Source organism: Erythrobacter sp. RANMB8 (assembly GCF_056848235.1).
Genome location: NZ_JBREHG010000002.1, coordinates 607,019 through 632,619, shown reverse-complemented (window position 1 = coordinate 632,619; position 25,601 = coordinate 607,019). Strand labels below are relative to the sequence as shown.

At 65.8% G+C, this 25,601-nt stretch carries 25 protein-coding genes and 1 pseudogene; 19 read left to right on the top strand and 7 right to left on the bottom strand.

Annotated features, from left to right (window positions below; translation table 11 throughout):
• Nucleotides 1–648, top strand: coding sequence for a response regulator (locus ACU0AG_RS06100; protein ID WP_482781359.1), 648 nt, complete (start codon nt 1–3; stop codon nt 646–648).
• A gap of 256 nt (nt 649–904) precedes the next feature.
• On the opposite strand, the gene era is transcribed toward ACU0AG_RS06100, so the two are convergent.
• From era to lepB, 3 genes are all read right to left on the bottom strand, one after another.
• Nucleotides 905–1,822, bottom strand: coding sequence for a GTPase Era (gene era / locus ACU0AG_RS06095; protein WP_482781358.1), 918 nt, complete (start codon nt 1,820–1,822; stop codon nt 905–907).
• 152 nt (nt 1,823–1,974) lie between these two features.
• The gene (rnc, locus tag ACU0AG_RS06090) at nt 1,975–2,655 is read right to left on the bottom strand and encodes a ribonuclease III (RefSeq protein ID WP_482781405.1); all 681 of its coding nucleotides are present in this window, start codon (nt 2,653–2,655) and stop codon (nt 1,975–1,977) included.
• Between the two features lie 2 nt (nt 2,656–2,657).
• The gene (lepB, locus tag ACU0AG_RS06085) at nt 2,658–3,500 is read right to left on the bottom strand and encodes a signal peptidase I (RefSeq protein ID WP_482781357.1); all 843 of its coding nucleotides are present in this window, start codon (nt 3,498–3,500) and stop codon (nt 2,658–2,660) included.
• 49 nt (nt 3,501–3,549) lie between these two features.
• Between lepB and pgi the strand changes: the two genes are divergently transcribed.
• The 4 genes from pgi to gorA all read left to right on the top strand — a co-directional run bounded on the left by pgi (nt 3,550) and on the right by gorA (nt 8,997).
• Complete coding sequence (gene pgi / locus ACU0AG_RS06080) at nt 3,550–5,106, top strand: glucose-6-phosphate isomerase (RefSeq protein ID WP_482781356.1); 1,557 nt, start codon at nt 3,550–3,552, stop codon at nt 5,104–5,106.
• 247 nt (nt 5,107–5,353) lie between these two features.
• A complete protein-coding gene (locus ACU0AG_RS06075; RefSeq protein ID WP_482781355.1) occupies nt 5,354–5,758 on the top strand; it encodes a hypothetical protein in 405 nt (134 codons plus the stop codon).
• Nucleotides 5,759–6,003: 245 nt separating this feature from the next.
• The gene (locus ACU0AG_RS06070) at nt 6,004–7,530 is read left to right on the top strand and encodes a DEAD/DEAH box helicase (RefSeq protein WP_482781354.1); all 1,527 of its coding nucleotides are present in this window, start codon (nt 6,004–6,006) and stop codon (nt 7,528–7,530) included.
• Between the two features lie 114 nt (nt 7,531–7,644).
• Nucleotides 7,645–8,997: a glutathione-disulfide reductase gene (gene gorA, locus ACU0AG_RS06065; RefSeq protein ID WP_482781353.1), complete on the top strand. Its 1,353-nt coding sequence runs from the start codon at nt 7,645–7,647 to the stop codon at nt 8,995–8,997.
• A gap of 3 nt (nt 8,998–9,000) precedes the next feature.
• On the opposite strand, the gene ACU0AG_RS06060 is transcribed toward gorA, so the two are convergent.
• Nucleotides 9,001–10,104, bottom strand: coding sequence for an NAD(P)/FAD-dependent oxidoreductase (locus tag ACU0AG_RS06060; protein WP_482781352.1), 1,104 nt, complete (start codon nt 10,102–10,104; stop codon nt 9,001–9,003).
• Between the two features lie 104 nt (nt 10,105–10,208).
• Here ACU0AG_RS06060 and ACU0AG_RS06055 point away from each other — a divergent pair, with 104 nt between their 5' ends.
• The 12 genes and pseudogenes from ACU0AG_RS06055 to ACU0AG_RS06000 all read left to right on the top strand — a co-directional run bounded on the left by ACU0AG_RS06055 (nt 10,209) and on the right by ACU0AG_RS06000 (nt 21,274).
• Nucleotides 10,209–11,741 carry an acyl-CoA carboxylase subunit beta gene (locus tag ACU0AG_RS06055; protein WP_482781351.1) on the top strand — a complete coding sequence of 511 codons (1,533 nt, stop codon included), beginning with the start codon at nt 10,209–10,211 and terminating at the stop codon, nt 11,739–11,741.
• Nucleotides 11,722–12,114: a Rap1a/Tai family immunity protein gene (locus ACU0AG_RS06050; RefSeq protein ID WP_482781350.1), complete on the top strand. Its 393-nt coding sequence runs from the start codon at nt 11,722–11,724 to the stop codon at nt 12,112–12,114. The genes ACU0AG_RS06055 and ACU0AG_RS06050 overlap by 20 nt, the downstream gene beginning before the upstream one ends.
• Nucleotides 12,111–12,563, top strand: coding sequence for a methylmalonyl-CoA epimerase (mce, locus tag ACU0AG_RS06045; RefSeq protein WP_482781349.1), 453 nt, complete (start codon nt 12,111–12,113; stop codon nt 12,561–12,563). Before ACU0AG_RS06050 ends, mce begins: the two co-directional genes overlap by 4 nt.
• A gap of 86 nt (nt 12,564–12,649) precedes the next feature.
• Nucleotides 12,650–13,435: an enoyl-CoA hydratase-related protein gene (locus tag ACU0AG_RS06040; RefSeq protein ID WP_482781348.1), complete on the top strand. Its 786-nt coding sequence runs from the start codon at nt 12,650–12,652 to the stop codon at nt 13,433–13,435.
• A 91-nt stretch (nt 13,436–13,526) separates the two neighbouring features.
• A complete protein-coding gene (scpA, locus tag ACU0AG_RS06035; RefSeq protein WP_482781347.1) occupies nt 13,527–15,680 on the top strand; it encodes a methylmalonyl-CoA mutase in 2,154 nt (717 codons plus the stop codon).
• A 168-nt stretch (nt 15,681–15,848) separates the two neighbouring features.
• A complete protein-coding gene (locus ACU0AG_RS06030; protein WP_482781346.1) occupies nt 15,849–16,085 on the top strand; it encodes a hypothetical protein in 237 nt (78 codons plus the stop codon).
• Nucleotides 16,082–17,086, top strand: coding sequence for a biotin synthase BioB (bioB, locus tag ACU0AG_RS06025; RefSeq protein ID WP_482781345.1), 1,005 nt, complete (start codon nt 16,082–16,084; stop codon nt 17,084–17,086). The genes ACU0AG_RS06030 and bioB overlap by 4 nt, the downstream gene beginning before the upstream one ends.
• Nucleotides 17,083–17,913 (top strand): alpha/beta hydrolase, encoded by an 831-nt coding sequence (locus tag ACU0AG_RS06020; RefSeq protein ID WP_482781344.1) that lies wholly within the window; start codon nt 17,083–17,085, stop codon nt 17,911–17,913. The genes bioB and ACU0AG_RS06020 overlap by 4 nt, the downstream gene beginning before the upstream one ends.
• 1 nt (nt 17,914) lies before the next feature.
• On the top strand, nt 17,915–18,706 hold the full coding sequence (locus ACU0AG_RS06015; RefSeq protein ID WP_482781343.1) for a heme-dependent oxidative N-demethylase family protein: 792 nt from the start codon (nt 17,915–17,917) through the stop codon (nt 18,704–18,706).
• Nucleotides 18,703–19,119, top strand: a complete 417-nt coding sequence (locus tag ACU0AG_RS06010) for a lysozyme inhibitor LprI family protein (protein ID WP_482781342.1) — start codon at nt 18,703–18,705, stop codon at nt 19,117–19,119. Before ACU0AG_RS06015 ends, ACU0AG_RS06010 begins: the two co-directional genes overlap by 4 nt.
• A gap of 59 nt (nt 19,120–19,178) precedes the next feature.
• Nucleotides 19,179–20,119: pseudogene (locus ACU0AG_RS06005) on the top strand (acetyl-CoA carboxylase biotin carboxylase subunit); the annotation flags it as partial.
• A gap of 27 nt (nt 20,120–20,146) precedes the next feature.
• On the top strand, nt 20,147–21,274 hold the full coding sequence (locus ACU0AG_RS06000) for a biotin/lipoyl-containing protein (protein ID WP_482781404.1): 1,128 nt from the start codon (nt 20,147–20,149) through the stop codon (nt 21,272–21,274).
• Between the two features lie 15 nt (nt 21,275–21,289).
• On the opposite strand, the gene ACU0AG_RS05995 is transcribed toward ACU0AG_RS06000, so the two are convergent.
• From ACU0AG_RS05995 to ACU0AG_RS05985, 3 genes are read right to left on the bottom strand one after another with little or no spacing between them, the layout of a single operon-like run.
• Nucleotides 21,290–21,748 carry a GNAT family N-acetyltransferase gene (locus ACU0AG_RS05995; RefSeq protein ID WP_482781341.1) on the bottom strand — a complete coding sequence of 153 codons (459 nt, stop codon included), beginning with the start codon at nt 21,746–21,748 and terminating at the stop codon, nt 21,290–21,292.
• Complete coding sequence (aroB, locus tag ACU0AG_RS05990) at nt 21,745–22,863, bottom strand: 3-dehydroquinate synthase (protein WP_482781340.1); 1,119 nt, start codon at nt 22,861–22,863, stop codon at nt 21,745–21,747. The genes ACU0AG_RS05995 and aroB overlap by 4 nt, the downstream gene beginning before the upstream one ends.
• Entirely contained in the window at nt 22,854–23,423 is a 570-nt protein-coding gene (locus tag ACU0AG_RS05985; protein ID WP_482781339.1) for a shikimate kinase, read from the bottom strand. Before ACU0AG_RS05985 ends, aroB begins: the two co-directional genes overlap by 10 nt.
• 38 nt (nt 23,424–23,461) lie before the next feature.
• On the opposite strand from ACU0AG_RS05985, the gene ACU0AG_RS05980 reads away from it, so the two are divergent.
• Together ACU0AG_RS05980 and ACU0AG_RS05975 are read left to right on the top strand one after the other, a co-directional pair.
• Nucleotides 23,462–23,662: a hypothetical protein gene (locus tag ACU0AG_RS05980; RefSeq protein WP_482781338.1), complete on the top strand. Its 201-nt coding sequence runs from the start codon at nt 23,462–23,464 to the stop codon at nt 23,660–23,662.
• On the top strand, nt 23,659–25,593 hold the full coding sequence (locus tag ACU0AG_RS05975; RefSeq protein WP_482781337.1) for a hypothetical protein: 1,935 nt from the start codon (nt 23,659–23,661) through the stop codon (nt 25,591–25,593). Before ACU0AG_RS05980 ends, ACU0AG_RS05975 begins: the two co-directional genes overlap by 4 nt.
• Nucleotides 25,594–25,601 lie beyond the last annotated feature (8 nt).

Here is a 25,601-nt window from a genome sequence, read left to right as displayed (position 1 = left end):
ATGCACAATCTGATCAAGCGCAATTCCGGCCCGAACCGCCGCACCGGCATGGAAGGCAAGACGCTCGCCGAAAAGCTCGCCCAGAACGAGGCGCTGCTGGCTGCCGCTGCCGAGCAGGCCGAGGCCGAAGCTGCCGCGCAGGCCGAAGCGCCGCCGCGCCCTGCCGCCGCCGCCGCAAGCTTCACGCCTGCCGCCGCCGATACCTCGGAAACCGATTCGATCGTCGCTGCCGCCAAGGCGATGCGCGATCGCTACACCCCGCGTGCCGCCGCCGCGCCGGTGGCCCGCACCTGCCTGATCGTCGATGACAGCCGCGTGATCCGCAAGGTTTCGAGCAAGATCGCGCTCAGCCTCGGCTATGTGCCGATCGAGGCGGAAAACGGCGAGGAAGCGCTCGCCCGCTGCAAGAAATCCATGCCCGATCTGGTGCTGACCGACTGGAACATGCCGGAAATGGACGGCATCGAATTCGTGCGCCGCCTGCGGAGCATCCCCACCCCCAAGGAGCCGACCGTGGTGTTCTGCACCTCGAACGGCGGGGCCAAGGACATCCACGATGGCATCGCGGCGGGCGCGGATGATTATATCGTCAAGCCCTTCGACGAAGCCGCTTTGCGCGCCAAGCTGGAGCAGCTGGGGCGGGGGTGATTTTTCTGCCTGACCGTCACCCCAGCGAAAGCTGGGGCCCAGGGCGGATTGGCACTATCCTGGCCAGCGCAGCACCCCGACACCGGAGATCCCGGATCAAGCCCGGGATGACGGAGTTTCGTCATTGCGAGAAGCGCAGCGACGAAGCAATCCACGGCCTGCCGCCCGATAAGGAAATCGCCGGTCGATGGATCGCCACGGCCCCACGGGCCTCGCGATGACGAGACCAGGAGGCTTGACCAGGGGTAAGCCACCCTTAACGCACCCAGTCCAGCCCGATTTCCTCGAACAGTTCCTTGTCCTCGGCCCAGTTCTCCAGCACCTTGACGTGCAGGTAGAGGTGCACCTTCACCCCCAGCACCTCCGCCAGCTCCGCCCGCGCAGCAGCGCCGATTGCCTTGATCTTCGATCCGCCCTTGCCGAGCACGATGGCGCGCTGGTTGTCGCGGGTGACGACGATCTGCTGGTGGATTTCCACGCTGCCATCGGGGCGCACTTCGTATTTCTCGGGGCGCACCGCGCTGTCGTAGGGCAGTTCCTCGTGGAGCTGCTGATACAATTGCTCGCGGGTGATCTCGGCGGCGAGCAGGCGTTCCGAGGCGTCGGACACCTGATCTTCGGGATACATCCAGTCGCCGTCGGGCATCATCGCGGCGAGCGCGTCCTTCAGTTCCGGCACCCCGTCACCGGTCAGCGCCGAGACGAAGAAGATTTCGGCAAAATCGACCTTGGCCGACAATTCCTGCGCCAGCGCCAGCAGCGGTTCCTTCTTGGCGCGATCGACCTTGTTGAGGACGAGGATCTTGCGTTCGGGGCGGCCGGCGAGCGTCTCCAGCAGCGGCTCCAGTTCATGGCGGCGCTGCTTGATCGGATCGACCATCAGCAGCACCGCGTCAGCCGCCTCCGCGCCTTCCCACGCGGCGTTGACCATGGCGCGGTCGAGACGGCGGCGGGGGGCGAAGATGCCGGGGGTGTCGACCAGAATCATCTGGGTCGGCGTGCCGCCAACTTCGTGCAGCGCGATGCCGAGCATCCGTGCGCGGGTGGTCTGCGCCTTGGCGGATGTGATCGCGACCTTCTGGCCGACGAGGGCATTCACAAGGGTCGATTTGCCGGCATTCGGCGCGCCGAGCACGGCGATGACGCCGCAGCGGGTGTTGGAAATTTCTGTCATGCAGCGCGCCATATCCTTTCACGCCGCAATTGTCGAAGGTTGCGCAGGCCAGACCCCGTCTAGGTCCGTCTAGACCCCCTCTAGACCCCTTCTAGGCCCCTTTTCCGTGCACTTTTGCCAATGTTTCACGTGAAACATTGTGCGAACGCAGCCTATCCAAACCGTTCGATGAAGGCCTTGGCGGCGAGTTTTTCGGCCTCGCTCTTGCTGGTGGCGGTGGCTTCGGCCTCGCCGACATTGCGCACGCTGACCCGCACAGTGAAGCGCGCCGCATGATCGGGACCGCTGCGGTCCACCACCTCGTAAACCGGCCCGGCGCGGCGGTTGCCTGCGGCCCATTCCTGAAGCGCGCTTTTGGGATGCTTGGCCTTGCCGACATCGCCTTCCAGCTCCTGCGCCCACAGGCGGTAGATGATGTCGCGGGCGGTATCGAAGCCGTGTTCGATGAAGCAGGCACCGATCAGCGCCTCCATCACATCGCCAAGGATCTTGTCGCTATCGGCCCCGCCATCGTCGCGGGCCTGCTTGCCGAGGCGAATGTGCGATGGCAGGCCGATCACCCGCGCAATCCGCGCACAGGTCGCCCCGCTGACGAGGGCGTTCAAACGCTGCGACAGCTTGCCTTCCGGCGCGTCGCCTGCGCGGAACAGCCATGCCGCGACGGACAGGCCCAGCACCCGGTCGCCAAGGAATTCGAGCCGCTGGTAATCGGCCGCGATCTCGCCCGATCCGTTGAAGCTGCCATGGGTCAGCGCCTCCAGCCAAGGCAGGTCGTTGGCGACAGCAAACCCCTGCGCGGTCAGCCATTCGCGGGTTGCCGGTTCGAGCGTCATCGTCACAGCAGGTCTCCGATCCGGTCCCAGCGCGCGGCGGAGAACCATGTCCAGGGCTTGATCCATTCGGCGCTGCCATCGGTGGACCACACGATAATTGCGGCGCGGCCGACCAGCAGGTCTTGCGGGACAAGGCCGACAGCATCGCCGGCAGCGGCGGGATAGCGGCTATCGCGGGAATTGTCGCGGTTGTCGCCCATCACGAACATCCGTCCGGCAGGCACCGTCTGCGGCGCGACGCCATCGCCCGGCGTCTGGCCGAAATCGAGCACCTCGTAAGTCTTGCCGCCGGGCAGGGTCTCGCGGAAGCGGGCATAGCGGCAGGTGTCTTCCCCGTCGGCTTGCCGCTCCCGATCACCGCCCCATGCGCACCCCGTATTGGGCGACTGCGCGATCATCGCATCGGCGATCCGCGTGCGCGGGACAAGCTCGCCATTGAGCACCAGCTGCCCGCCGATCACCCCCACACTGTCACCCGGCAGGCCGATCACCCGCTTGATGTATTCGCGCCCGTCCACCGGATGGCGGAAGATCACGATGTCCCCGCGCTGCGGAGTCCCCGGCAGCAGGCGGCCGGCGGGCAGTGGCAGATCGAAAGGCAGGGAATGGCGGGAGAATCCGTAAGGCCATTTGGCAGCGAGCAGGTAATCCCCGTTCATCAGCCGGGGCAGCATGCTTTCCGAGGGGATCGAGAACGGCGAGAATACGAATACCCTGAAGGCCAGCACCACCACCAGCAGTTTGACCACAAACCACAGGAAACTGCCCCGTTTTTCGCCGGAATCCGGCCCTTCCGCAGCGGCGGCGAGCGCGAGGTCGGCGGTTGATTGGGTCTTAACATCCATCCCCTGTGCCCTTACTCGCAGCCGCACACATGCGCAAAGGGGAACGGTAATGGGCGTTACGGGCGAAGCACAGGCGAAGGTGGCAGCGGTGTGGGCGCAGCTGCGCGCGATGGAAGCGCCGACGCTTTCCGCATTGTTCGCCGCCGATCCGGCGCGCCCTGCGGCCATGACCCGGCGGATCGCATGGCCGGTCGAGCCCGGCAGCGAGGCGCAGGCCGGGATGCTGGTCGATTTCTCCAAGACCCACCTCTCCGATGAAGCCCTGACCGCCTTCGAGGCGCTCGCCGATGCGCAGGGCTTCGGGCCTGCGCGCGAGGCGCTGTTCGGCGGCGGGATCGTCAACCCGACCGAGGGCCGCGCCGCCACCCACGGGGCGCTGCGCGGCAGCGGCACGCCCGCTCAGGTCGAGGAGGCCGAAGCGCTGCTCGCCCGCATGGGCATGCTGGTCGAAGCGATCCATGAAGGCGCGCTGGGCGAAGTGCGCCACTGCATCGCCATCGGCATCGGCGGATCGGCGCTCGGCCCGGCGCTCGCGATTGACGCGCTGACCCGCGACCTGGCGCTGGTCGATGTGCACGTCGTCTCGAACATCGACGGGCTGGCGCTGGAGCAGGCTTTCCGCGCCTGCGATCCGGCGACGACGCTGATTGCGGTCGCCTCCAAGACTTTCACCACCATCGAGACCATGACCAATGCGGCCAGCGCGCTGAAGTGGCTGGCCGATAACGGCGTCGAAGACCCCGGCGGGCGGGTGGTCGCGCTTACCGCCGCGCCCGACAAGGCGGTGGAATGGGGCGTCGATGAAACCCGTGTGCTGCCCTTCGTCGAAAGCGTCGGCGGGCGCTATTCGCTGTTCTCCAGCATCGGCTTTCCGGTCGCGCTGGCGGTGGGCATGGACGAATTCCGCCAGATGCTGGCAGGGGCCAAGGCGGTGGACGATCACTTCCGCGAGACGGAAGGCCGCGCCAACGCCCCGCTGCTCGCCGCCTTCTGCGACCAGTATTACACCCGCCTGCGCGGCTGCCAGACCCGCGCGGTCTTCGCCTATGACGAGCGGCTGGCGCTGCTGCCCGATTATCTCCAGCAGCTCGAAATGGAATCGAACGGCAAGAGCGTGACGGTGGAGGGCGCGCCGGTGGACGGGCCGACGGCGGCGATCACCTGGGGCGGGGTGGGGACCGACGCGCAGCACGCGGTGTTCCAGCTGCTGCATCAGGGCACGCATCTGATTCCGGTCGACTTCATCGCCAGCATCGCGCCGGGCGACGATCTCGATCCGGCGCACCACCGCATCCTGCTGATGAACTGCTTGGCGCAAGGCGCGGCGCTGATGGCGGGCAAGACCTCGGACGACCCGGCGCGCGCCTATGCCGGGGACCGGCCCTCGACCACCTTCCTGCTCGACGATTGCGACGCGGCGGCGCTTGGCGCACTGATCGCCTTCCACGAACAGCGCACCTTCGCCAATGCGGTGCTGATGGGGATCAACCCCTTCGACCAGTTCGGCGTGGAGCTGGGCAAGGCCATCGCCAAGCAGATCGAGAGCGGGGAGGGGGATTTCGACGCCTCGACCGCGGCCCTGATGGCGGCGGCAGGCCTCGCCTGATGCAGAATCGCCACAGGCGGTAAGGCGAGGGCGGGCCCGGCCTTGCGGTTATTCCGCGCCGGCGTAGCAATTTTTCGCGGGCGCGAAACAAATGCGAAGTGCCGGGGCGGGCGCAGGACACAAGCAATCGAAATGCGCTTTCACCCGCGTTCGATTTGCACACCTGCAACAATGGCGTAATGTTGCAGGCGGCGGGGGCGTGAAGCGCGCCTGCCTGTCGTAACAACCGTAGCTCAAGGCCCCTCCCATGAAATCTGTGCTGCTTCCCGCCCTTCTCGCTGCCTGTGTCGCCATCCCGACACCGCTCGCGGCGCAGGTGCAGGGTCAGGCGCAGAACGACGGGACGGCGCGCTCCAAGGTCAAACCCGCCCGCCTGATCGAATTCACCGGAGACCGCGAGTTCCTCAAGGAATCCTCGCGCCTGCGGGTGTGGCGGGGCGAAGTGGGCTTCACGCTCGAAGTCGATGCAGCCGGCACGCCGACCGATTGCGAACTGACCGAAAAGTTCCGCATGAACTACGTCAACGACAAGCTGTGCGAGGTGCTGATGAAGCACCACAGCTTCGAACCGGCGCAGGATGCCAGCGGCGCAGCGGTCGAAGGCAGCTATGCCGGGCGGCTCAACTTCCTGGAAATCCGCGCGAAAGATTGATCGGGCAGCCGCCCGCATAGCGGCGCTGCGCGATAATCCTTTGACATTCGGGCGCCGAGGCCCCATCTGCGCCGCATCGAAGCGCGCTAGCCATGCGTGAAGCGGCGGAACACTCGAAAATATCCGCCCCGGCCGCGCCTCGGTTTTTCCCAAGGACTTCCCTTTTCACGCGGGCGGTTTGAACCCCCGCGCCGCGCGCCCCTTTCGGGCCTGCGCGTCGCAGATTATTTGCGAGTGCTTTTACCATGACGACTTTTGCTGACCTCGGGCTGTCGCAGCCCGTGCTCCAGGCCCTTGATATGAAGGGCTACAACACCCCCACGCCGATCCAGGAACAGGCGATCCCGCCGGTGCTGAAGGGCCGCGACCTGCTCGGCATTGCGCAGACCGGCACCGGCAAGACCGCCGCTTTCATGCTCCCCAGCATCGACCGCCTGCGCGAGGCCGACAAGCCGATCCCGTTCAAGTCCTGCCGCATGCTGGTGCTGGCCCCGACCCGCGAACTCGCGGTGCAGATTGCCGACAGCGCCAAGGATTACGGCGCGCTGGCGGGCCTCAAGGTGCAGTGCATCGTCGGCGGCACCAGCGTCGGCAAGGATCGCAACAAGCTCCACCGCGGCACCGACATTCTGGTGGCCACGCCCGGCCGCCTGCTCGATCTGGTCGACCAGAAGGCGTTCAACCTCAATGGTATCGAAATTCTGGTGCTCGACGAGGCTGACCAGATGCTCGACCTCGGCTTCATCCACGCGCTGCGCAAGATCCGCGAACTGGCACCCAAGGATCGCCAGACGCTGTTCTTCAGCGCGACCATGCCCAAGGCGATCAAGGAGCTGGTGAGCGGGTATTGCCACAATCCGGTGCAGGTTTCGGTAACGCCGGAAAGCACCACGGCGGAGCGCATCGACCAGTATCTATTCATGGTGCAGCAGGACGAAAAGCTCTCGCTGCTCCAGATGATCCTCCAGCGCCGCCATCCGGTGCCGGGCGATTTCGAGCGCATCCTGATCTTCACCCGCACCAAGCATGGCGCGGACCGTGTGGTGAAGAAGCTGGCGCACGCCGGGATCGAAGCCAACGCGATCCACGGCAACAAGTCGCAGCCGCAGCGCCAGCGCGCGCTCGACGAATTCCGCAAGGCGCGCGTGCCGATCCTGATCGCGACCGATGTTGCCGCGCGCGGGATCGACATTCCGGGTGTGAGCCACGTCATCAACTACGAACTGCCCAACGTGCCCGAACAATATGTCCACCGCATCGGCCGCACCGCGCGTGCGGGGCGCGACGGGGTGGCGATTGCCTTCTGCGCCGAGGACGAACGCGCCTATCTCAAGGATATCCGCAAGGTCACCGGCGCAGAGCTTGACCGTCTGCCGCTGCCCGACAATTTCCGTGCCGTGGTGGAAGGTGAAGGCCCGACCAAGCCCGCGCCGCGCCAGCCGATGAAGCGGGTCAGCCCGCGCCCGCTTGGCCAGCGTCCGCAAGGCGATCGCAAACCGCAGGGCGAAAGCCGTGGCGAACGCCGCCCGCAGCAGGGCGAACAGCGCCGTGCCGAGGGGGGACGCGGGGAGGGCGATCGTCGTCCGCAGGGCGGTGACCGCAAGCCGCAGGGCGGCAATGGTCAGGGCCGCCCCGGCGGGGGGCAGGGCCGTCCCGGCGGCGGCCAGCGTCATGCCGGTGGCGGTCGTCCCGCCGGAAATGGCGGCGGCGGCGGTGGTCGTGGTCGCGGTCGTTCCGGTGGCGGCGGGCGTCCGCGTTCTGCCAGCGCCTGAGGCCGTAACCTCCGGTTAAACAACAAACAATTTCCCGTTTCGGATAGGGATTGCGGTTGGAATCCGCTCCGGCTTCAGCCATAGCGCGCTTCCACCCACACGAGGAGCAGCGCCATGGCCGAAGAATTCGACTTTGATCTGTTTACCATCGGTGCCGGATCGGGCGGCGTGCGTGCTTCCCGCGTCGCCGCCGCCCATGGTGCCCGCGTTGCGGTGGCCGAGGAGTACCGCGTCGGCGGCACCTGCGTGATTCGCGGCTGCGTGCCCAAGAAGATGCTGGTCTACGGCGCGCAGTTCGCCGAAGACCTTGAAGATGCAAAGCAGTTCGGCTGGAACATCGAAGGTAAGAGCTTCGACTGGCTGCGGCTGCGCGATCATGTCCTGAACGATGTGACCCGGCTTGAAGGGTTGTATGGCCAGACGCTGAGCAATCACAACGTCACCATCTTCAAGGAACGCGCGACGATCACCGGCGATAACACCATCGCGCTGGCCAGCGGCAAGGTGATCACCGCCAGACACATCCTGATCGCCACCGGCGCGCGCCCCTTCATTCCCGAGTTTCCCGGCAACGAACATGTCATCACCTCGAACGAGGCGTTCCACCTCGATGCGATCCCGCGCCGGGTGCTGATTGCCGGCGGCGGTTACATTGCCAATGAATTCGCGGGCATCTTCAACGAATTCGGCAGCAAGGTTACGATTGCCAACCGCTCCGACACGATCCTGCGCGGCTATGATGAGGCAGTGCGCGACCGTTTGCTGCAGATCTCGATGGTCAAGGGCATCACCTTTCTGTTCCACGCCGAGTTCGAAAGCATCGAAAAGCAGGCCGATGGCACGCTGCTGGTCAAGCTGACCGGGCAGGAGCCGTGCGAATATGACGCGGTGATGGTCGCCACGGGGCGCGTGCCGAACATCGAAGGGCTGGGGCTGGAGACCATCGGGGTCGAGACCGGCAAGCGCGGCGAGATCGTGGTCGATGGCTTCAGCCGCACCAATGTGCCTTACGTCTATGCCGTGGGCGATGTAACCGATCGCGTCCAGCTGACGCCGGTGGCGATCCGCGAAGGGCAGGCCTTTGCCGATTCCGTGTTCGGCAAGGGGCAGCCCTATGCGGTCGATCATTCCTGCGTGCCCAGCGCGGTGTTCAGCCATCCGCCCATCGCCGCTGTCGGCATGACCGAGGGCGAGGCGCGCAACATGCTCGGCAATATCAAGGTCTATCAGGCCGATTTCCGCCCGATGAAGCATGTCGTCGCGGGCCGGAACGAACGCTGCCTTTACAAGATGATCGTCGATGCGGCGAACGACCGGATTGTCGGCATCCACATGATCGGGCCGGAAGCGCCCGAGATCATGCAGGCCGCCGCCATCGCGGTGAAGGCAGGGCTGACCAAGGCCGATTTCGACGCAACGGTCGCGATCCACCCGACCATGGCCGAAGAGCTGGTGCTGTTCAAATAGGCGTCAGGCGCCGAACCGCGCGGGGCTGAAGATCGCGGCCGACAGCCCAGCCGCCGCGCAATCATCGGGAAAAGGCAGGCCCAGCACCATGCTGGCGGCGATGCGCGAAAGGGCAGGTGCGGTCTGGAAGCCCGCGCCGCCTTGCCCTGCACACCAGAAAAAGCCTCGCGCGCCCTCTGCCTCGCCGATCACCGGCAGTTCGTCACCGGCAAAGCTTCTCAGGCCTGCCCAGCTGTGGGCAATGCGGCTGATCGACAGGGTGGTGGCTTGCTCCACCCGGTCAGCGGCGATGGCGATGTCCAGTTCCTCGGGCGCGGCATCGCAGGGAGCTGACGGGGTCTGGTCCATCGACGAAGCCAGCAATTGCCCGCGCCCTTCCGGCAGCAGGTAGAAACCTTCGCCGACAGTCTTGGTGAAGGGCCAGCGGCTGACATCGGTCCCCTGCGGAGCGGCAAAGCTGATCACCGTGCGGCGGCGCGGCTCGGTCCCGATGGGGCGGGCGCCTGCCATGCGAGCCACCTCATCCGCCCAAGCGCCTGCCGCGTTCACGAGGATCGGGGCTGCGTAAACCTCACCTGCGGTTTCGACCCGCCAGCATCCGCTATCCCGCGCAATCGCGCTGACCCTCGCGCCTGTTACCAGCACGCCGCCCGCAGCCTTGAGGCTCGCGGCATGGGCTTGCAGCATCGCGTGGGTATCAAGCTTGAGCGACCCGTGATCGACCAGCGCGGCTGCACAGGCTTCGGGCTTCAGCGCCGGAACCAGCACCTGCGCCTGTTCGGCTCCGACCCGCGCATAGTTGCAGCCATAATGCCGGTGCACCGCCTCAAGCGCATCGAGCGCCGCGATCTCGCCCGCGCTGGCGATATGCAGCGCCGGATGGAGCATGCCGTGTTCTGCCAGTTCCGCCATGCTCAGCGCGGTCAGATCGCGCACCGGCACATTGCCGAGGCCATAATGCGCAAAGGCGACCGAACGGCCCGAGGCGTGATAGCCGGGCGCGCTCTCCCCCTCCAGCACCGCAACGCTGCCATGCGCCGCCAGCCGCGCTGCCAGCGACAATCCGGCAATCCCGCCGCCGATCACCAGCATATCGAATTGGTGCATCCGTCCGAGCCTCCGCGTCCGTCCCGCCACTTTTGCCACGTTGACGCTTGGGCGTGCCTAAGGCAACGCGTTGGCGCAAGAGACCTGACGAGAGAGGAAGACCCTTGTCCGCCAACATCGCCGAAATGGAACGTCGCCGCGAAGCTGCCCGCATGGGCGGCGGGGCCAAGCGCATCGAAGCCCAGCACGCCAAGGGCAAGCTGACCGCGCGCGAGCGGCTCGACGTGCTGCTCGACGAAGGCAGCTTCGAAGAGATCGACACCTACGTTGAACATGACTGCATGGACTTCGGCATGGAGACCCAGCGCATTCCCGGTGACGGGGTGGTGACGGGTTCCGGCACGATCAATGGCCGGCTGGTCTATGTCTTCTCGCAGGATTTCACCGTGTTCGGCGGAAGCCTCTCCAAACGCCATGCGGAAAAGATCTGCAAGGTGATGGACACCGCCATGAAGGTCGGCGCGCCTGTCATCGGCCTCAACGATTCGGGCGGCGCGCGCATCCAGGAGGGCGTGGCGAGCCTTGGCGGCTATGCCGAGGTGTTCCAGCGCAACGTGCTGGCGAGCGGCGTGGTGCCGCAGATCAGCCTCATCATGGGGCCGTGCGCGGGCGGGGCGGTCTACAGCCCGGCGATGACCGACTTCATCTTCATGGTGAAGGACTCGAGCTACATGTTCGTCACCGGCCCCGATGTGGTGAAGACCGTCACCAACGAGGTGGTGACGCAGGAGGAACTGGGCGGGGCGATCACCCACACCACCAAGACCTCCGTGGCCGATCTCGCCTACGAGAACGATGTCGAGGCGCTGCTGGCGACCCGCCGCTTCTTCGACTTCCTGCCGCTGTCGAACCGCGACGAGGCCCCCGTCCTCCCCACCGGCGATGCGTGGGACCGGCTCGACAACAGCCTCGACACGCTGATCCCCGACAACGCCAACCAGCCCTACGACATGCACGAGGTCATCACCAAGGTGCTGGACGAGGGCGATTTCTTCGAGATCCAGCCGGCCCACGCAGGCAACATCATCTGCGGTTTCGGCCGCGTCGAGGGCCGCACCGTGGGCGTGGTGGCGAACCAGCCGATGGTGCTGGCAGGCGTGCTCGACATCAATTCCTCGAAGAAGGCCGCGCGCTTCGTGCGCTTCTGCGATGCCTTCGAGATCCCGATCATCACCTTCGTCGACGTGCCCGGCTTCCTCCCCGGCACCGCGCAGGAGCTGGGCGGGATCATCAAGCACGGCGCGAAGCTGCTCTTCGCCTATGCCGAGGCGACCGTGCCCAAGATCACCGTCATCACCCGCAAGGCATACGGCGGGGCCTATGACGTGATGGCCTCCAAGCACCTGCGCGGCGACCTCAACTACGCCTGGCCCACCGCCGAGATCGCGGTGATGGGCGCCAAGGGCGCGGTGGAGATCATCTTCCGGCAGGAAAAGGACGACCCCGCCAAGATCGCCGAGCGGACCAAGGAATACGAAGACCGCTTCGCCAATCCCTTCGTCGCGGCCCAACGCGGCTATATCGACGAGGTGATCCATCCGCACTCGACCCGCCGCCGGATCGCGCTGGGGCTAAGGAAGCTGCGGACGAAGCAGTTGGAGAACCCTTGGAAGAAGCATGACAATATTCCGCTGTAGTGCGCTGCTAAGCGCCGCGTTACTGCTCGTCGCACCCGTCCAAGCACAAGAGGATGTGCGGGCTGACAGGATTCTGTCGACAGCTACTTTGCATGAACGGTGCGCAGCATCCGAGGCAACCGAAGACGGGCGGCTTATGATCGGCTATTGTCTTGGAGCAATCACCGGGATTGCCGATGCGGCCATGACCCTCAACGCTGTCCTCACAGGCAAACAAACAATTTGTCTATCTGAACAGGTCAGTTCTGATGCGATGAGACTTCAGTTTCTTCAGTTTGTTGAGCAACGTCCGGACGCGATGGACTTGCCGGCAGCAACAGTGGTGATTGCCGTCCTTCAGTTGAGCTACCCATGTAAGGCAGGAAAACCATGAAACTCGGCCGCTTGAACCACATCGGGGTCGCCACGCCCTCTATCGCCGATAGCATCGCCTTCTACCGCGACGTGATGGGCGCGACCAAGATCCACACGCCCTTCGACCTTGAGGAGCAGGGCGTGAAGGTCTGCTTCGTCGACACTCCCGGCGCGGACGGGGCGATGAACGGCACCCAGATCGAGCTGATCGAGCCACTGGGGGCAAACTCCACGCTCGCAGGCTTCCTCGCCAAGAACCCCTTGGGCGGGCAGCATCACCTGTGCTTCGAGGTGCCCGACATTGCCGAGGCGCGCTCGGAATTCGAGGCGCTCGGCAAGCGCATCCTCGGCCCCACCCGCATCGGCGCGCACGGCACCCCTATCTTTTTCGTCCATCCCAAGGACATGGGCGGCATGCTTACCGAGATCATGGAGACCCCGCGCGAGGACGCGCACTGGTCGAATTAGTCTAATCCGTCACCCTGGCCTCGAGCCGGGGTCGCTTGCGGCAAGCGGTCCCGGATAAAGTCCGGGACGACGAAATGGAGAGAAGAATGTCCTACGAAACCATCCGCGTCGAACGTGACGGCCCGCTGCTCACCATCACCCTGAACCGACCCGAGCGCCTCAACGCCATGCCGCCGCAGATGGCGGACGAGTTGGGGCAGGCGTTCTACGACCTCGGCGATGCGCGCGCGGTGCTGATCACCGGCGAGGGCAAGGGCTTCTGCTCGGGCGCGGACCTTGCGGCGCGCGGCTCCGGCTCGGCGCTGGGCGGGAAGGGCGGCAGCCACGAGGCGCTGATCAACCACTACAACCCCGCAATCAGCCAGCTGATCCGCGCGAGCGTGCCGGTGATCTGCGCGGTCAATGGCCCGGCGGCGGGCGTAGGCTGCAGCCTTGCGCTGGCGGCGGACTTCACCATTGCCGCCAAAAGCGCCTACTTCCTGCAAGCCTTCGTCAATATCGGCCTCGTACCCGATGGCGGCTCCACCTGGCTGCTCACCCGCGCCATCGGCCGCGCGCGCGCCACGCGGATGATGATGCTGGGCGAAAAGATTTCGGGCGAGCAAGCCGAGGAATGGGGCCTCGTCTACAAGTGCGTCGAGGATACCGACCTGATGACCGAAGCCCGCGCTCTGGCCGAGAAGCTGGCGAACGGCCCGACCATCGCCTACGCCACGATGAAGCGCAACATCGCCACCGCGCTCGACCAGAACCTCCAGATGGTGCTGCTCGCCGAGGCCGAGGGCCAGCGCATCGCCGGCGCGACCAAGGACGCGATGGAGGGCGGCATGGCCTTCCTCCAGAAGCGCAAGGCTGAATTCAAGGGGGAGTAACGCCCCTTTCGTCACCCCGGCGCAAGCTGGGGCCTATGGCGGCAAGAGATGCCAGCGTCCGCTGGCATGACGAATTTGCTTTGGAAAAGACATGACCGACAAACCCACGCTCGAAGACTGGAACGCCCTTGCCGCCAAGGAAGTGAAGGGCCGCGACCTGACTTGGCACACGCCCGAGGGCTTCGCGATCAAGCCGCTCTACACGGCGGAAGATCACGCAGGGTTCGACCCCGGCTTGCCCGGCTTCGCGCCCTTCACGCGCGGGGTGAAGGCGAGCATGTACGCGGGGCGCCCGTGGACGATCCGGCAATATGCTGGCTTCTCCACCGCCGAGGAATCGAACGCCTTCTACCGCCGCAACCTCGCCATGGGGCAGAAGGGGCTGTCGGTGGCCTTCGACCTTGCGACCCACCGCGGCTACGATTCCGATCACCCGCGCGTCGTCGGCGATGTCGGCAAGGCCGGTGTGGCGATCGACACGGTCGCGGACATGGAGATTCTGTTCGACCAGATCCCGCTCGATTCCATGTCCGTCTCGATGACGATGAACGGCGCGGTGATCCCGGTGCTGGCCTTCTTCATCGTCGCCGCGGAACGTCAGGGCGTGTCGCAGGACAAGCTCGACGGCACCATCCAGAACGACATCCTCAAGGAGTTCATGGTCCGCAACACCTATATCTACCCGCCCGAGCCGAGCATGCGGATCATCTCGGACATCATCGCATACACCTCGGCCAACATGCCGAAATTCAACTCGATTTCGATCAGCGGCTACCACATGCACGAGGCCGGGGCGACCGCAGTGCAGGAGCTCGCCTTCACCATCGCCGACGGCAAGGAATATGCGCAGCGCGCCATGGCTGCGGGCCTCGACATCGACGCCTTCGCGGGTCGTCTGTCGTTCTTCTTCGGCATCGGCATGAACTTCTTCATGGAGATCGCCAAGCTGCGCGCCGCGCGCACGCTGTGGTGGCGGGTGATGGACGGGCTGGGCGCGAAGGACGAACGCTCCAAGATGCTGCGCACCCATTGCCAGACGAGCGGCGTCAGCTTGCAGGAGCAGGACCCCTACAACAACGTCATCCGCACCACCATCGAGGCGATGGCGGCGGTGCTCGGCGGCACGCAGTCGCTGCACACCAATGCGCTGGATGAGGCGATTGCGCTGCCCACCGACTTTTCGGCGCGCATCGCCCGCAACACCCAGCTGGTGTTACAGGAGGAGAGCGGGATCACGAGCGTCGTCGATCCGCTCGGCGGCTCGCATTATATCGAGGCTTTGACCGCCACCCTTGTCGACGAAGCGTGGAAGCTGATCGAGCAGGTCGACGCGGCAGGCGGCATGACCGCCTTCGTCGCCACCGGCGCGCCCAAGGCCGCGATTGAACGCGCGGCGGCGGAAAAGCAGACCAAGGTTGATAAAGCCGAGACGGTGATCGTCGGCGTCAACAAGTACCGCAAGGAACAGGAAGACGCGCTCGAGACGCTGGAAGTCGACAACCAGAAAGTCCGCGCCGGCCAGATCGCCCGTCTCGCCAAGGTGCGCGAAGGCCGGAACGAGGCTGCTTGCCGTGCGGCGCTCGCGGCGCTGACCGAGGGCTGCAAGAGCGGCGCGAACCTGCTGGCGCTGGCGGTGGAAGCCGCGCGCCACGATGCGACGCTCGGGGAAATCTCCTCGGCGATGGAGGAGGTCTTCGGCCGCCACGACGCCACCCCTGCGCCAGTCACGGGCGTCTACAAGACCGCCTACGAATTCGACCGCCGCTGGGCGCAGGTGACGGACGGCGTGGAAGCCGTGGGTCGCCGCTTGGGCCGCAAGCCCAAGATCATGATCGCCAAGATGGGCCAGGACGGCCATGACCGCGGTGCGAACGTGATCGCCAGCGCTTTCGGCGACATGGGCTTCGAGGTGGTCTCCGGCCCGCTGTTCCAGACCCCGCAGGAATCGGCCGCAATGGCGCTCGAACACGATGTCGACGTGGTCGGCGCGTCGAGCCTTGCGGCAGGCCACAAGACCCTGATCCCCGAACTGATCCGCCTCCTGCGCGAAGCGGGCCGCGGCGACATCAAGGTGACGGCAGGCGGCGTGATCCCCCCGCAGGACTACGACTTCCTGCGCGAAGCGGGGGTGCAGGGGATCTACGGTCCGGGAAGCAATGTTGTCGAGTGCGCGGCGGATATCCTCGTGCTGCTCGGCCACAACATGCCGCCTTTGGGCGAGGGGCTGGACGAGGCTGCGGAGTAGGTCGCTCCATCTCCGTTCGCCCTGAGCTTGTCGAAGGGCCGCCCTTCGTTGCCACCACGCGAGAAAAGAAAGTGCAGGGCTTCGACAAGCTCAGCCCGAACGGTTATTGTGATCCTGTGGATTGCCGCGTCGCCTTCGGCTCCTCGCAATGACGAAGGAGATGCTATCGTGAGCTTTAGCGAGCGAGGGCTATCGCCTGCTCAGAAGTTGGGCTGCGGCCTCTATGCGCTGATAGCCGGGTATTTTTCGGCGGGCTTCGCAATTAGCGGCGCGATGGGCGATTGCCCAATCGGCAACGACTGCCCCACGGAGTTTGACCGCGCGCTGATGTTTTACGGAATACCTATCGGCTTTTTCATCGGCGGACTTCTGCTCACCAAGTTTTTCATGCGAGACAAAGATTGACCCACCCCCGCAACGACTGGACCCGCACCGAAATCGCGGCCCTCTTCGACCTCCCCTTCACCGAGCTGCTGTTCCAGGCCGCCAGCGTCCACCGCGAATATCACCCGCCCACGCAGGTGCAGCTGTGCACCCTGCTCAGCATCAAGACCGGCGGGTGCCCCGAGGATTGCGGCTATTGCTCGCAGTCGGTGCACGCGGACTCGGGCGTGGAAGCGACCAAGCTGATGGACGTGCAGGCTGTGCTCCAGCGCGCGGCGCAGGCCAAGGATGCGGGCAGCCAGCGGTTCTGCATGGGCGCGGCGTGGCGCAACCCCAAGGACCGCGATATGCCCGCGATCGTGGAGATCGTGAAGGGCGTCTCCGCCATGGGCCTCGAAACCTGCATGACGCTGGGCATGCTTGAGCCGCATCAGGCGGCCATGCTCGCCGAGGCGGGGCTCGACTATTACAACCACAATATCGACAGCTCGCCCGAGTATTACGAGCGCGTCATCTCCACCCGCGATTTCCAGTGCCGGCTCGATACGCTCGATCACGTGCGCAAGGCGGGGATCAACGTGTGCTCCGGCGGGATTGTCGGCATGGGTGAGACGCGCGAGGATCGGGTGGGCTTCGTCCACACCCTTGCCACCTTGCCGCAGCACCCTGAGAGCGTGCCGGTCAACGCGCTGGTGCCGGTCAAGGGCACGGTGCTGGGCAACATGCTGGCCGACACGCCGCTGGCCAAGATCGACGATATCGAGTTCGTCCGCACGGTCGCGGTCGCGCGCATCACCATGCCGCGCTCGATGGTGCGGCTGTCGGCGGGGCGCGAGTCCATGTCCGAAGCCACGCAGGCGCTGTGCTTCCTCGCGGGCGCCAATTCGATCTTTACCGGCGACAAGCTGCTGACCGCGCCCAATGCTGGTGACGACAAGGACGGCGCGCTGTTTGCCAAGCTCGGCCTCACCGCATTGAAGGGCGAGGAGCCGGCGCGGGCCTGCAAGGCTGCGGCGGCGTGATCGCCTTTCTCGCCGCAGCGGCTCTGGCGACGGCGCAACCCGCGCCCGAACCCCGGCCGCTGACCATCGGCGAGACGTTCACCCTCGAAGTGCTCGGCGCAGTGCGGGAGGTCAACATCGTCTTCCCGCCCGATTACGCCGAGGACCCCGAAAAGCGCTGGCCAGTGATCTACCAGATCGACGGCGGTATGGGCCAAGACCTGATGATGGGAGCAGGCCTGATGCGCTGGGGCGCGCTGTGGGGGCGCAGCGGGGATGCGATCATTGTCGGTACCGAAACGAAGGACCGCCAGCGCGAATTGCTCCCACCGACCGGTGACGCCGCCGAGCGCGCGAAATACCCCACCGCAGGCGAAAGTGCCGCCTTCCGGGCTTGGCTGGCCGATATCGTCAAACCTATCGTCGAGGCCCGCTACCGCACCGATGGCCGCGCCTTCCTTGTCGGCGAAAGCGCGGCAGGGCATTTTGTGGTCGAGACGTGGGCCGAAGCGCCCGGACTTTTCAGCGGCTACGCGGCGATCTCGCCCAGCCTGCAATGGGATTTCGAGGCTCTGAGCCGCAAACCCTTGGGCGAGGGCCTGCGCCCGCCGCTCTACCTCAGCCTCGCCGACGAGGGCGGGGCAACCGAAAGCGGCATGGCGCGGCTTCTGGAAAGCCTCCCGCCAAGCCAACCTTATTGCTTCTCCGACCGCCGCAAGCAACTGCGCCATGCCACCGCGCTCCACGGCCTCTTGCCCGAAGCGCTGCAATATCTGATGCCCACCAAGGCCGATTGGCTGGAGGAATATGGCATGGTTCTGCGGTGCGAAAAGCGGGGCGGGGGCTAGGGTGGGCCTCGGTTTCTCCGTCGATACGCTGCTCCCCAAAGCCCGCGGGGGCGGGCAATTGCGCATGGGGCTGGTCAAGCTGGAGGAGCATCAGTGGCTCCAGCCTGCGCCCGATCTGGCGGCGCGGGCCGCGGGGTTTGCCGAGTGGCCCGAGGGGGTGCAACTGACGCCTGAGGTCGACGTGCCGGGGCGTGAACTGGCGGCGATGCTGGGCACCAGAGGCGCGCTCCCGGAAGCGGCGCTGGCGGTGCATGAAGACCTTTGCCTCCTCACGAAAGCCGAGGGCGAGGAGGTCTATCGCCTGATCGGTGCAGCGGTGGCATGGCCCTCCGATTGGCACCCCGCCGAGAAAATCGGTCTCCCCCTCCGTGCTCTCCACGCGCCGATTGCAGGCTATGAAGAACAACTCGCCACCGGGGTCGACCGCTTCATGGAGACCCTGCGTCCCGGCCCCATCTACGCCCGTTGCAACTGGTTCATTGCCGCGACCGGGAACCGTCGCTGGCTCCCTGACCGGCCCCCGCAGGAAGCCTTCGCCCATGTCACCCCGGACAATGCAGGCGAGACCTTGTTCGTGCGCTCCGAACGCCAGACGCTCCGGCGGCTCCCGCAAACAGGCGCGATCCTGTTCACCATCGGCATTTACGTTGAACCGCTGGGCAAGCTCTCCCCCGCGAATATCGCGATGCTGGGCAAGGCCGTGCAAACCCTCGTCAGCGGAGAGGGGGACCGGCGCGGAGCTCCAGCCTATGCCGACAGTCTGATCGCCTTTGCGGAAAGGAACGCCGCATGATCGCCACGCTCATCCTCCCGCTGCTTGCACAAGCCGCCGAGCCTTTGCCGGAATGCGACCAGAAGGAAGCCGACATTGGCATCCAGCAGGCGATGAACCAATGCGCCGGCAGAGATTTCGCGGTCGCCGACGCCGAACTCAACGCGCAATGGAAAATCACTGCGGCCGCGATGAAGCAGCAGGATGCCGAATGGGCGACCTATGGTGTCGCGATGGACAGCCGCCCCGGCTTTTTCGACAGCCTGTTGGAAGCCCAGCGCGCATGGCTTGTCTACCGCGATGCCCACTGTCGGGTCGATGGCTACATTGCCCGCGGCGGGAGCATGGAGCCGATGCTGGCATCCTTCTGCAAGGCGCACTTGACCCGCCAGCGCACGCAGCAATTGAAAGACCTTGCCGAGGTTCCTTACTGAAGCACCAAATCCGCTAGCTTGCTTGGCGGCCTTTCCCTCGGCATAGCCAGCCGCGAATATTGCACCTGAGAGAGGTTACGCGCTTGTTCTCGAAAATCCTGATTGCCAATCGCGGCGAGATCGCCTGCCGGGTTATTACCACCGCGCGCAAGATGGGGATCAAGACCGTCGCGGTCTATTCCGATGCCGACGCGCGCGCGCCCTTTGTCGCGATGGCTGACGAGGCGGTGCATATCGGGCCTTCGCCCGCGGCGGAATCCTATCTGATCGCCGACAAGATTATCGCCGCCTGCAAGCAGACCGGGGCGGAGGCTGTTCACCCCGGCTACGGTTTCCTCTCCGAACGCACCTCCTTCGCCGAAGCGCTGGCGAAGGAAGGCATCGCCTTCATCGGGCCTCCCGTGGGCGCGATTGCCGCAATGGGGGACAAGATCGAGTCCAAGAAACTCGCCAAGGAAGCGGGCGTCAATGTCGTCCCCGGCTTCGTCGGCGAGATCGAGGATACCGAACACGCGGTGCGCATCTCCAACGAGATCGGCTATCCGGTGATGATGAAGGCCAGCGCCGGGGCGGGGGCAAGGGGATGCGCCTTGCTTATAACGAGGCCGACGTGCGTGAAGGCTTCGAGAGCGTGAAGCGCGAGGGGCTGAATTCCTTCGGCGATGACCGCGTCTTCATCGAGAAGTTCATCCTCAATCCGCGCCATATCGAGATCCAGATCCTCGGCGACCAGCACGGCAATATCCTCTACCTGAACGAGCGCGAATGCTCGATCCAGCGCCGCCACCAGAAGGTGGTCGAGGAAGCGCCGTCGCCCTTCGTCACGCCCAAGATGCGCAAGGCGATGGGCGAGCAATGCGTCGCTCTGGCGCGCGCGGTGGGCTATTACAGCGCAGGGACGGTCGAGTTGATCGTCAGCGGCGCGGACCCGACGGGGGAGAGCTTCTACTTCCTCGAAATGAACACCCGCCTTCAGGTTGAACACCCCGTCACCGAGGCGATCACCGGCATCGACCTGGTCGAGCAGATGATCCGCGTCGCGGCGGGCGAGAAGCTGGCGATGACGCAGGACGATATCGGGATCGACGGCTGGGCGATCGAGAACCGCGTCTATGCCGAAGACCCCTATCGCGGCTTCCTGCCCTCTACGGGCCGTCTGGTGCACTATCAGCCGCCGCTCGCCGGCTGGACCGAGGATGAAACCGTCGCGGGCAAGGCGCGCCGCGGCGTGGCGCGGGGCAATGGCAGCGTGCGCGTCGATGACGGTGTCTATGAAGGCGGCGAAGTCTCCCGCTTCTACGACCCGATGATCGCCAAGCTGATCACCTGGGCCCCGACCCGCGACGAGGCGGCGGACTTGCAGATCGAGGCGCTCGACCATTTCCGCATCAAGGGCCTCGGCCACAATGTCGATTTCCTCAGCGCCATCATGCAGCACCCGCGCTTCCGCTCGGGCGAGCTGACCACCGGCTTCATCGCCGAGGAATACCCAGAAGGCTTCCACGGCGCGGCGACCAGCGATGATATGAAACGCATTCTCGCGGCGGTGTGTGCGGGCAACGAATTCACCCTGCAATCGCGCGCGCGCCGGATTTCGGGCCAGCTTGACGGCGATGACGGGCAAGCGGGCGTGCTGCGTGTCACCACCGAATGGCTGGTGAAGCTTGGCGACGAACGCTTCGAAGTCACCCTGGGCGATGGCCATGCGATGGTGGACGGGGTGCGGGTCGAAGGCACCTGCAACTGGCTCCCCGGCATGGTGCAGGCCGAAGCGACCGGCAAGGTCGAGGACGGGGCAGAGCAGCGGCTTGGCCTGATCGTCGAGCGGGTCGGCAACCGGTGGAAGGTCACCACCCGCGGCGCGGCGCACACCGCGCTGGTGCTGCCGCTCAGGCTGGCGCGGCATGAGTCTCTCATGCTCGAAAAGGTCCCGCCCGATCTTTCCAGGCTGCTGATCTGCCCGATGCCGGGGATGCTGGTGAAGCTCCACGTGGCTGAGGGCGAAACCGTGCAGCCCGGTCAGCCGCTCGCCACGGTCGAAGCGATGAAGATGGAAAACATCCTGCGCGCCGAAAAGGAGGGCGTCATCGCCAAGATCAACGCCGCCGAGGGCGAAAGCCTCGCGGTGGATGCGGTGATCCTCGAACTGGAGTAGGCCTGCCGCGCTGGCTCAATCCAGTGTCAGATGCAGGCACTGGTTGAAGTCGGTCAGCGTGTAGTCGGCGAAAGCCTCGCCATTGGTGAAGCCACGTTTGCGATAGAGTGCCAGCGCCGGTTCAAAGGCGGGGCCGGTGCCGGTTTCGAGGCTGAGCACTGAAAGACCTTCGTCGCGGGCATGGGCGATAATGGTCTCAAGCAAGGCCGCCGCCAGCCCCTGCCGCAGGAAATCGGGATGGGTCCGCATCGATTTGACCTCGCCGCAGCGGTGATCCAGCCGCTTGAGCGCGCCGATCGCGGCAACGCTGTTTCCAGCGTGCGCGGCCCAGACCGTTACTGCCGGATCCTGCAATCCGCTCAGATCAAGCGCGAAGCTCATGCCTTCGGGTGAACCGTCGCGCATCGCCTGCTGATGGTAGGCGATCAGGGCCTGCACCTGCGCGTCGGCGAGGTCGGCCTGTGCGATGATCATGCGGCGAGTTCTTGGTCGAGAAATGCTGCGATGTCCCTAAGATCGACATCGCGGGCGACATAGGCCTCCCCAAGCGCCCGCAGCAGCAGGAACGGCAAGGTTGTGCCTTCGGCTTTCTTGTCGTGGCGCATGTGATCGACCAGCCTTGCGCCGTCGCAGGCAAGGGCAAGGTCGGGCAGATGCGCGGGCAGTCCCGCCGTCGCGATCGCCTCAGCCGCCCGTTCGGCATCGGCAGCGGCGATTTCCCCGCGGCGGGCAGAATAGCGCGCGGCGAGCACCATCCCCATGGCAACGCCCTCACCGTGCAGCAGGCGATCGGAAAAGCCGGTTTCCGCCTCAAGCGCATGGCCGAAGGTGTGGCCGAGATTGAGCAGGGCGCGCAGGTCTTCCGTCTCGCGCTCGTCAGCGGCAACGATCCGAGCTTTCATCGCGATGCTGGTGGCGATGGCGTGTTCGAGCGCGGCGGGCTCGCGGGTGAGCACCTTGTCGCCGTTAGCCTCCAGCCAGGCGAAGAAGGCCGCGTCGCCAAGCAGGCCGTATTTGATTACCTCTGCATAACCGGCGCGCATCTCGCGGTCGGGCAGGGAGGCGAGAACCTGCGGGTCGATCAACACCAGCGAGGGCTGGTGGAAGGCGCCGATCAGGTTCTTGCCCGCCGCCGTGTTGATCGCGGTCTTGCCGCCAACCGAGCTGTCGACCTGCGCCAGCAGTGTCGTGGGGATCTGCACGAACCCGCAACCGCGCTTGGTGATCGCACAGGCAAACCCGACCAGATCGCCGACAACTCCTCCGCCGAGCGCGAAGACATGGTCCTTGCGGGTGATGCCAAGCGCCAGCAGCCAGTCGCACAACCGTTCGAGCACGGGCCAGGTCTTGGCGCCTTCGCCGGATTCGACCACGAACCATTCGGCAGCAAGGCCCCGGGCGGCCAGACCGGCATCGACGGTGGCCGCAAACAGGCGGTGGGTGTTGGTGTCGGCCACGAGCGGGACCGCCCGTCCGCCAGCGTAAGCGCGCAGAAACGGCGCTGCCTCATCGGACAGGCGCGCAAGCAGCCCCTCCTCGATCATTACGTCATAGGAGCGCCCGGCCAGCGCAACGGGAACTACAGCCATTGGTCTATCGCCTCGATAATGGCGCGGGCGGTGTCGGCATGGGGGCCGTTCTCGCTCACGATGCGGATGTGGGCCTGCCCATAGAAAGGTGCACGTTCCCGCGCCAGTCGGGTGAGGATTTCCTTCGGATCGCCCTGCTTCAGCAGCGGGCGGTTGCCGCGCCTTGCGGTGCGTTCCACCAGCGTGTCGACATCGCAATCGATCCACACGGCAATGCCCTTTTCCAGCACTGCGGCGCGAGTATCGGGATCGACGAATGCTCCGCCGCCGGTGGCGATCACGCCGTGGCCCTCATCGATCAGGCGGGCGATCACGCGCCGTTCGCCATCGCGGAAATAGGCCTCGCCGAAGGTCTCGAAGATTTCCGGGATCGAGCGCTGCGCCGCTTCGACAATCGCCTCGTCGGCATCGACGAAATCGCGCCCCAGCATCGCGGCGAGCTTCCGCCCGACGGTGGACTTGCCCACGCCCATCAGCCCCACCAGCACCACCGGACGGGTAATGCGGGCAGCAATGGCGGCAAGATCGCTTTCGTTAGGCAAGGAGGGTGCGCCGGACATTGCCGCATGGCCTATAGATGGGCTAGGGCGGGCGCAATATGGCAAACCTGCGTCGCTCGTCTTCATCGTTGCAAGGCCTTACACCGGCAGCGCCGCTGCGTCAGGCGGGTGTCCGGCGCTGGCCGGTTATTGCCGCCGTGCTGACGCTGGCAGGCCTCGTGCTTGCGTGGATCGAGGGCGGGGAAGAGCCGCTCCGCCCGATTGCGGCACCGGTGGCCCTGCCGGGAGAACAGCAGTGATCGGTGCCCGAAAGAACAAGCTGCGGCTGGCCCTCGGCGTCGCATCACTCGGATTGCTGGGCGCACTGGGCGGGGCGGGGCTGGCCGGATTTGCCGCGGCCCAGCAAAAGCCCGAATCGATCCTGCCGCCTGGCTTCGACGATCCGGCGCCCCAGCCGCCGCGTCCGGCGCCCGCGCCTTCGCCGAGCCAGGGCGTGACGCCCCAGCAGCGCCCTTCGCAAGGCGGAATCGTGTTTGTCCCCGGTGTTCCTGCAGGTTCAACCACGCCCGCCGATCCGGTCAGCGCTGCTCCACTGCCTTCGATCACCCGCGACCAGCTGGCCAGCCTGCCCAGCCTTGAAAAGCTGGAAAGCATGTCGACCGAGGAACTGGACCAGCTTCTCGGTCTCAAGCCCAAGTCCGATATTCCCGCCGGTGCCCGCCGCGCGCTGACCCGCACCGGCGTGCTGGCGAGCGAGGAGGGCGGCTTGCCGCCGGTTGCCCTGTTCAACCAGCCCGAAGCGCTGGTGCGGGCGACGCTGGCGGGGACGAAAGGCCCGCTGGTCTCGCGCTGGGGGCACATCCTGCTGCGCCGTGCACTGGCGAGCCGGCTGGCCGCGCCGCTGGGCATGGACCCGGTCGAATTTGCCGCACTGCGGGCCAAAGTGCTCAACAGGATGGGCGAATATGCGCTCGCCCGGGCGCTGGTGCAGGATATCGATACGGCCAACTGGTCAGGCGATCTTACCGCCGAGGCGCTGACCGCTTATCTTGCCAGCGGGGATGTCACCGGCGCCTGTCCGGCGGTTCGGCTGCAAGGTTCTGCACGTGAGGACGGCGAGTGGCAGATGCTGCAGGCGATCTGCAATGCCTATGCCGGGGAAACCGCGCTCGCCGCTTCGCAGCTGGACCGCGCTTTGGGCCGCGGGATTGCGCCGCGTATCGATGTCTTGCTGGCGCGGCGGTTTGCCGGCGCAGCCGGGCGCGGGCAACGGGCGGTCGAGATCGAATGGGACGGGGTCGATGATCTCAACCCCTGGCGCTTTGCGCTTGCCACGACGCTGGGTGAGCCTGTGCCCGAAGCCTTGCTCGATGGCGCGTTGAAGGCGCGAGGCGGGGCCTATTATGCTCGTTCCGGTGCCTTGCTGCCGATGCTGCCTGCCGCGTCGCGGGCCCGTTTTGCCGGGCGCGCGGGGCGCGAGGGGATCCTGTCCGCCGATGCGATGATCGACATCTTCAGCGAGGTCTATGCCGATCCGGCGGCAAAGGGCGATGCGGCCGATCAGGCGCGTGCCCTGCGCGAAGCCTATCTTGCCAATGATCCGGAAGCGCGGATTGCCGCGATGCAGCGCCTGTGGGCGGCTGGAAACGCGCTGGGCGGAGGTGATGGTTACGGCGCGCGGGTGCTGACCGCCTATGCGGCGGCGCGTATTCCTGCGGACGCGGCGCAGGCCGATGCGGCGGGCGATCTGATCGCGGCGATGCTGGCCGCCGGGCTCGATCGCGATGCGCTCGCCTGGCGCGGCGTGGTCGAGGAAGGCTCGCTTGGCTGGGCGCTGATCGTGCTTTCCGCGCCGCGCAGCAACGGCGTGGGACAAGGCGCGGTGGAAAGCTTTATCGGCGACGATGAAAGCGAAGAATCGCGCAAATCTGCGTTTCTGGTCGCCGGGCTCGCCGGGATCGGACGGTTGGATAGCGGCGCTGCCAATGCGCTCGCAGGCGATCTCGGCTTCGATCTCGCCCGCCAGACCCGCTGGAGCCGCGCTATTTCCCGCGCTGCCGAGGTCGGCAATCCGGCGATGGTCGCGCTGCTTGCCGGGCTCGGGATGCAGGGCACAAGCTGGGAGCAGATGACGCCGCTGCATCTCTATCACATCACCTCGGCGCTGACCCGCGTCGGGCTGGAGGCCGAGGCTCGCATGATCGCCGCCGAGGCGGTGGCACGCGGCTGAGGCCGGGC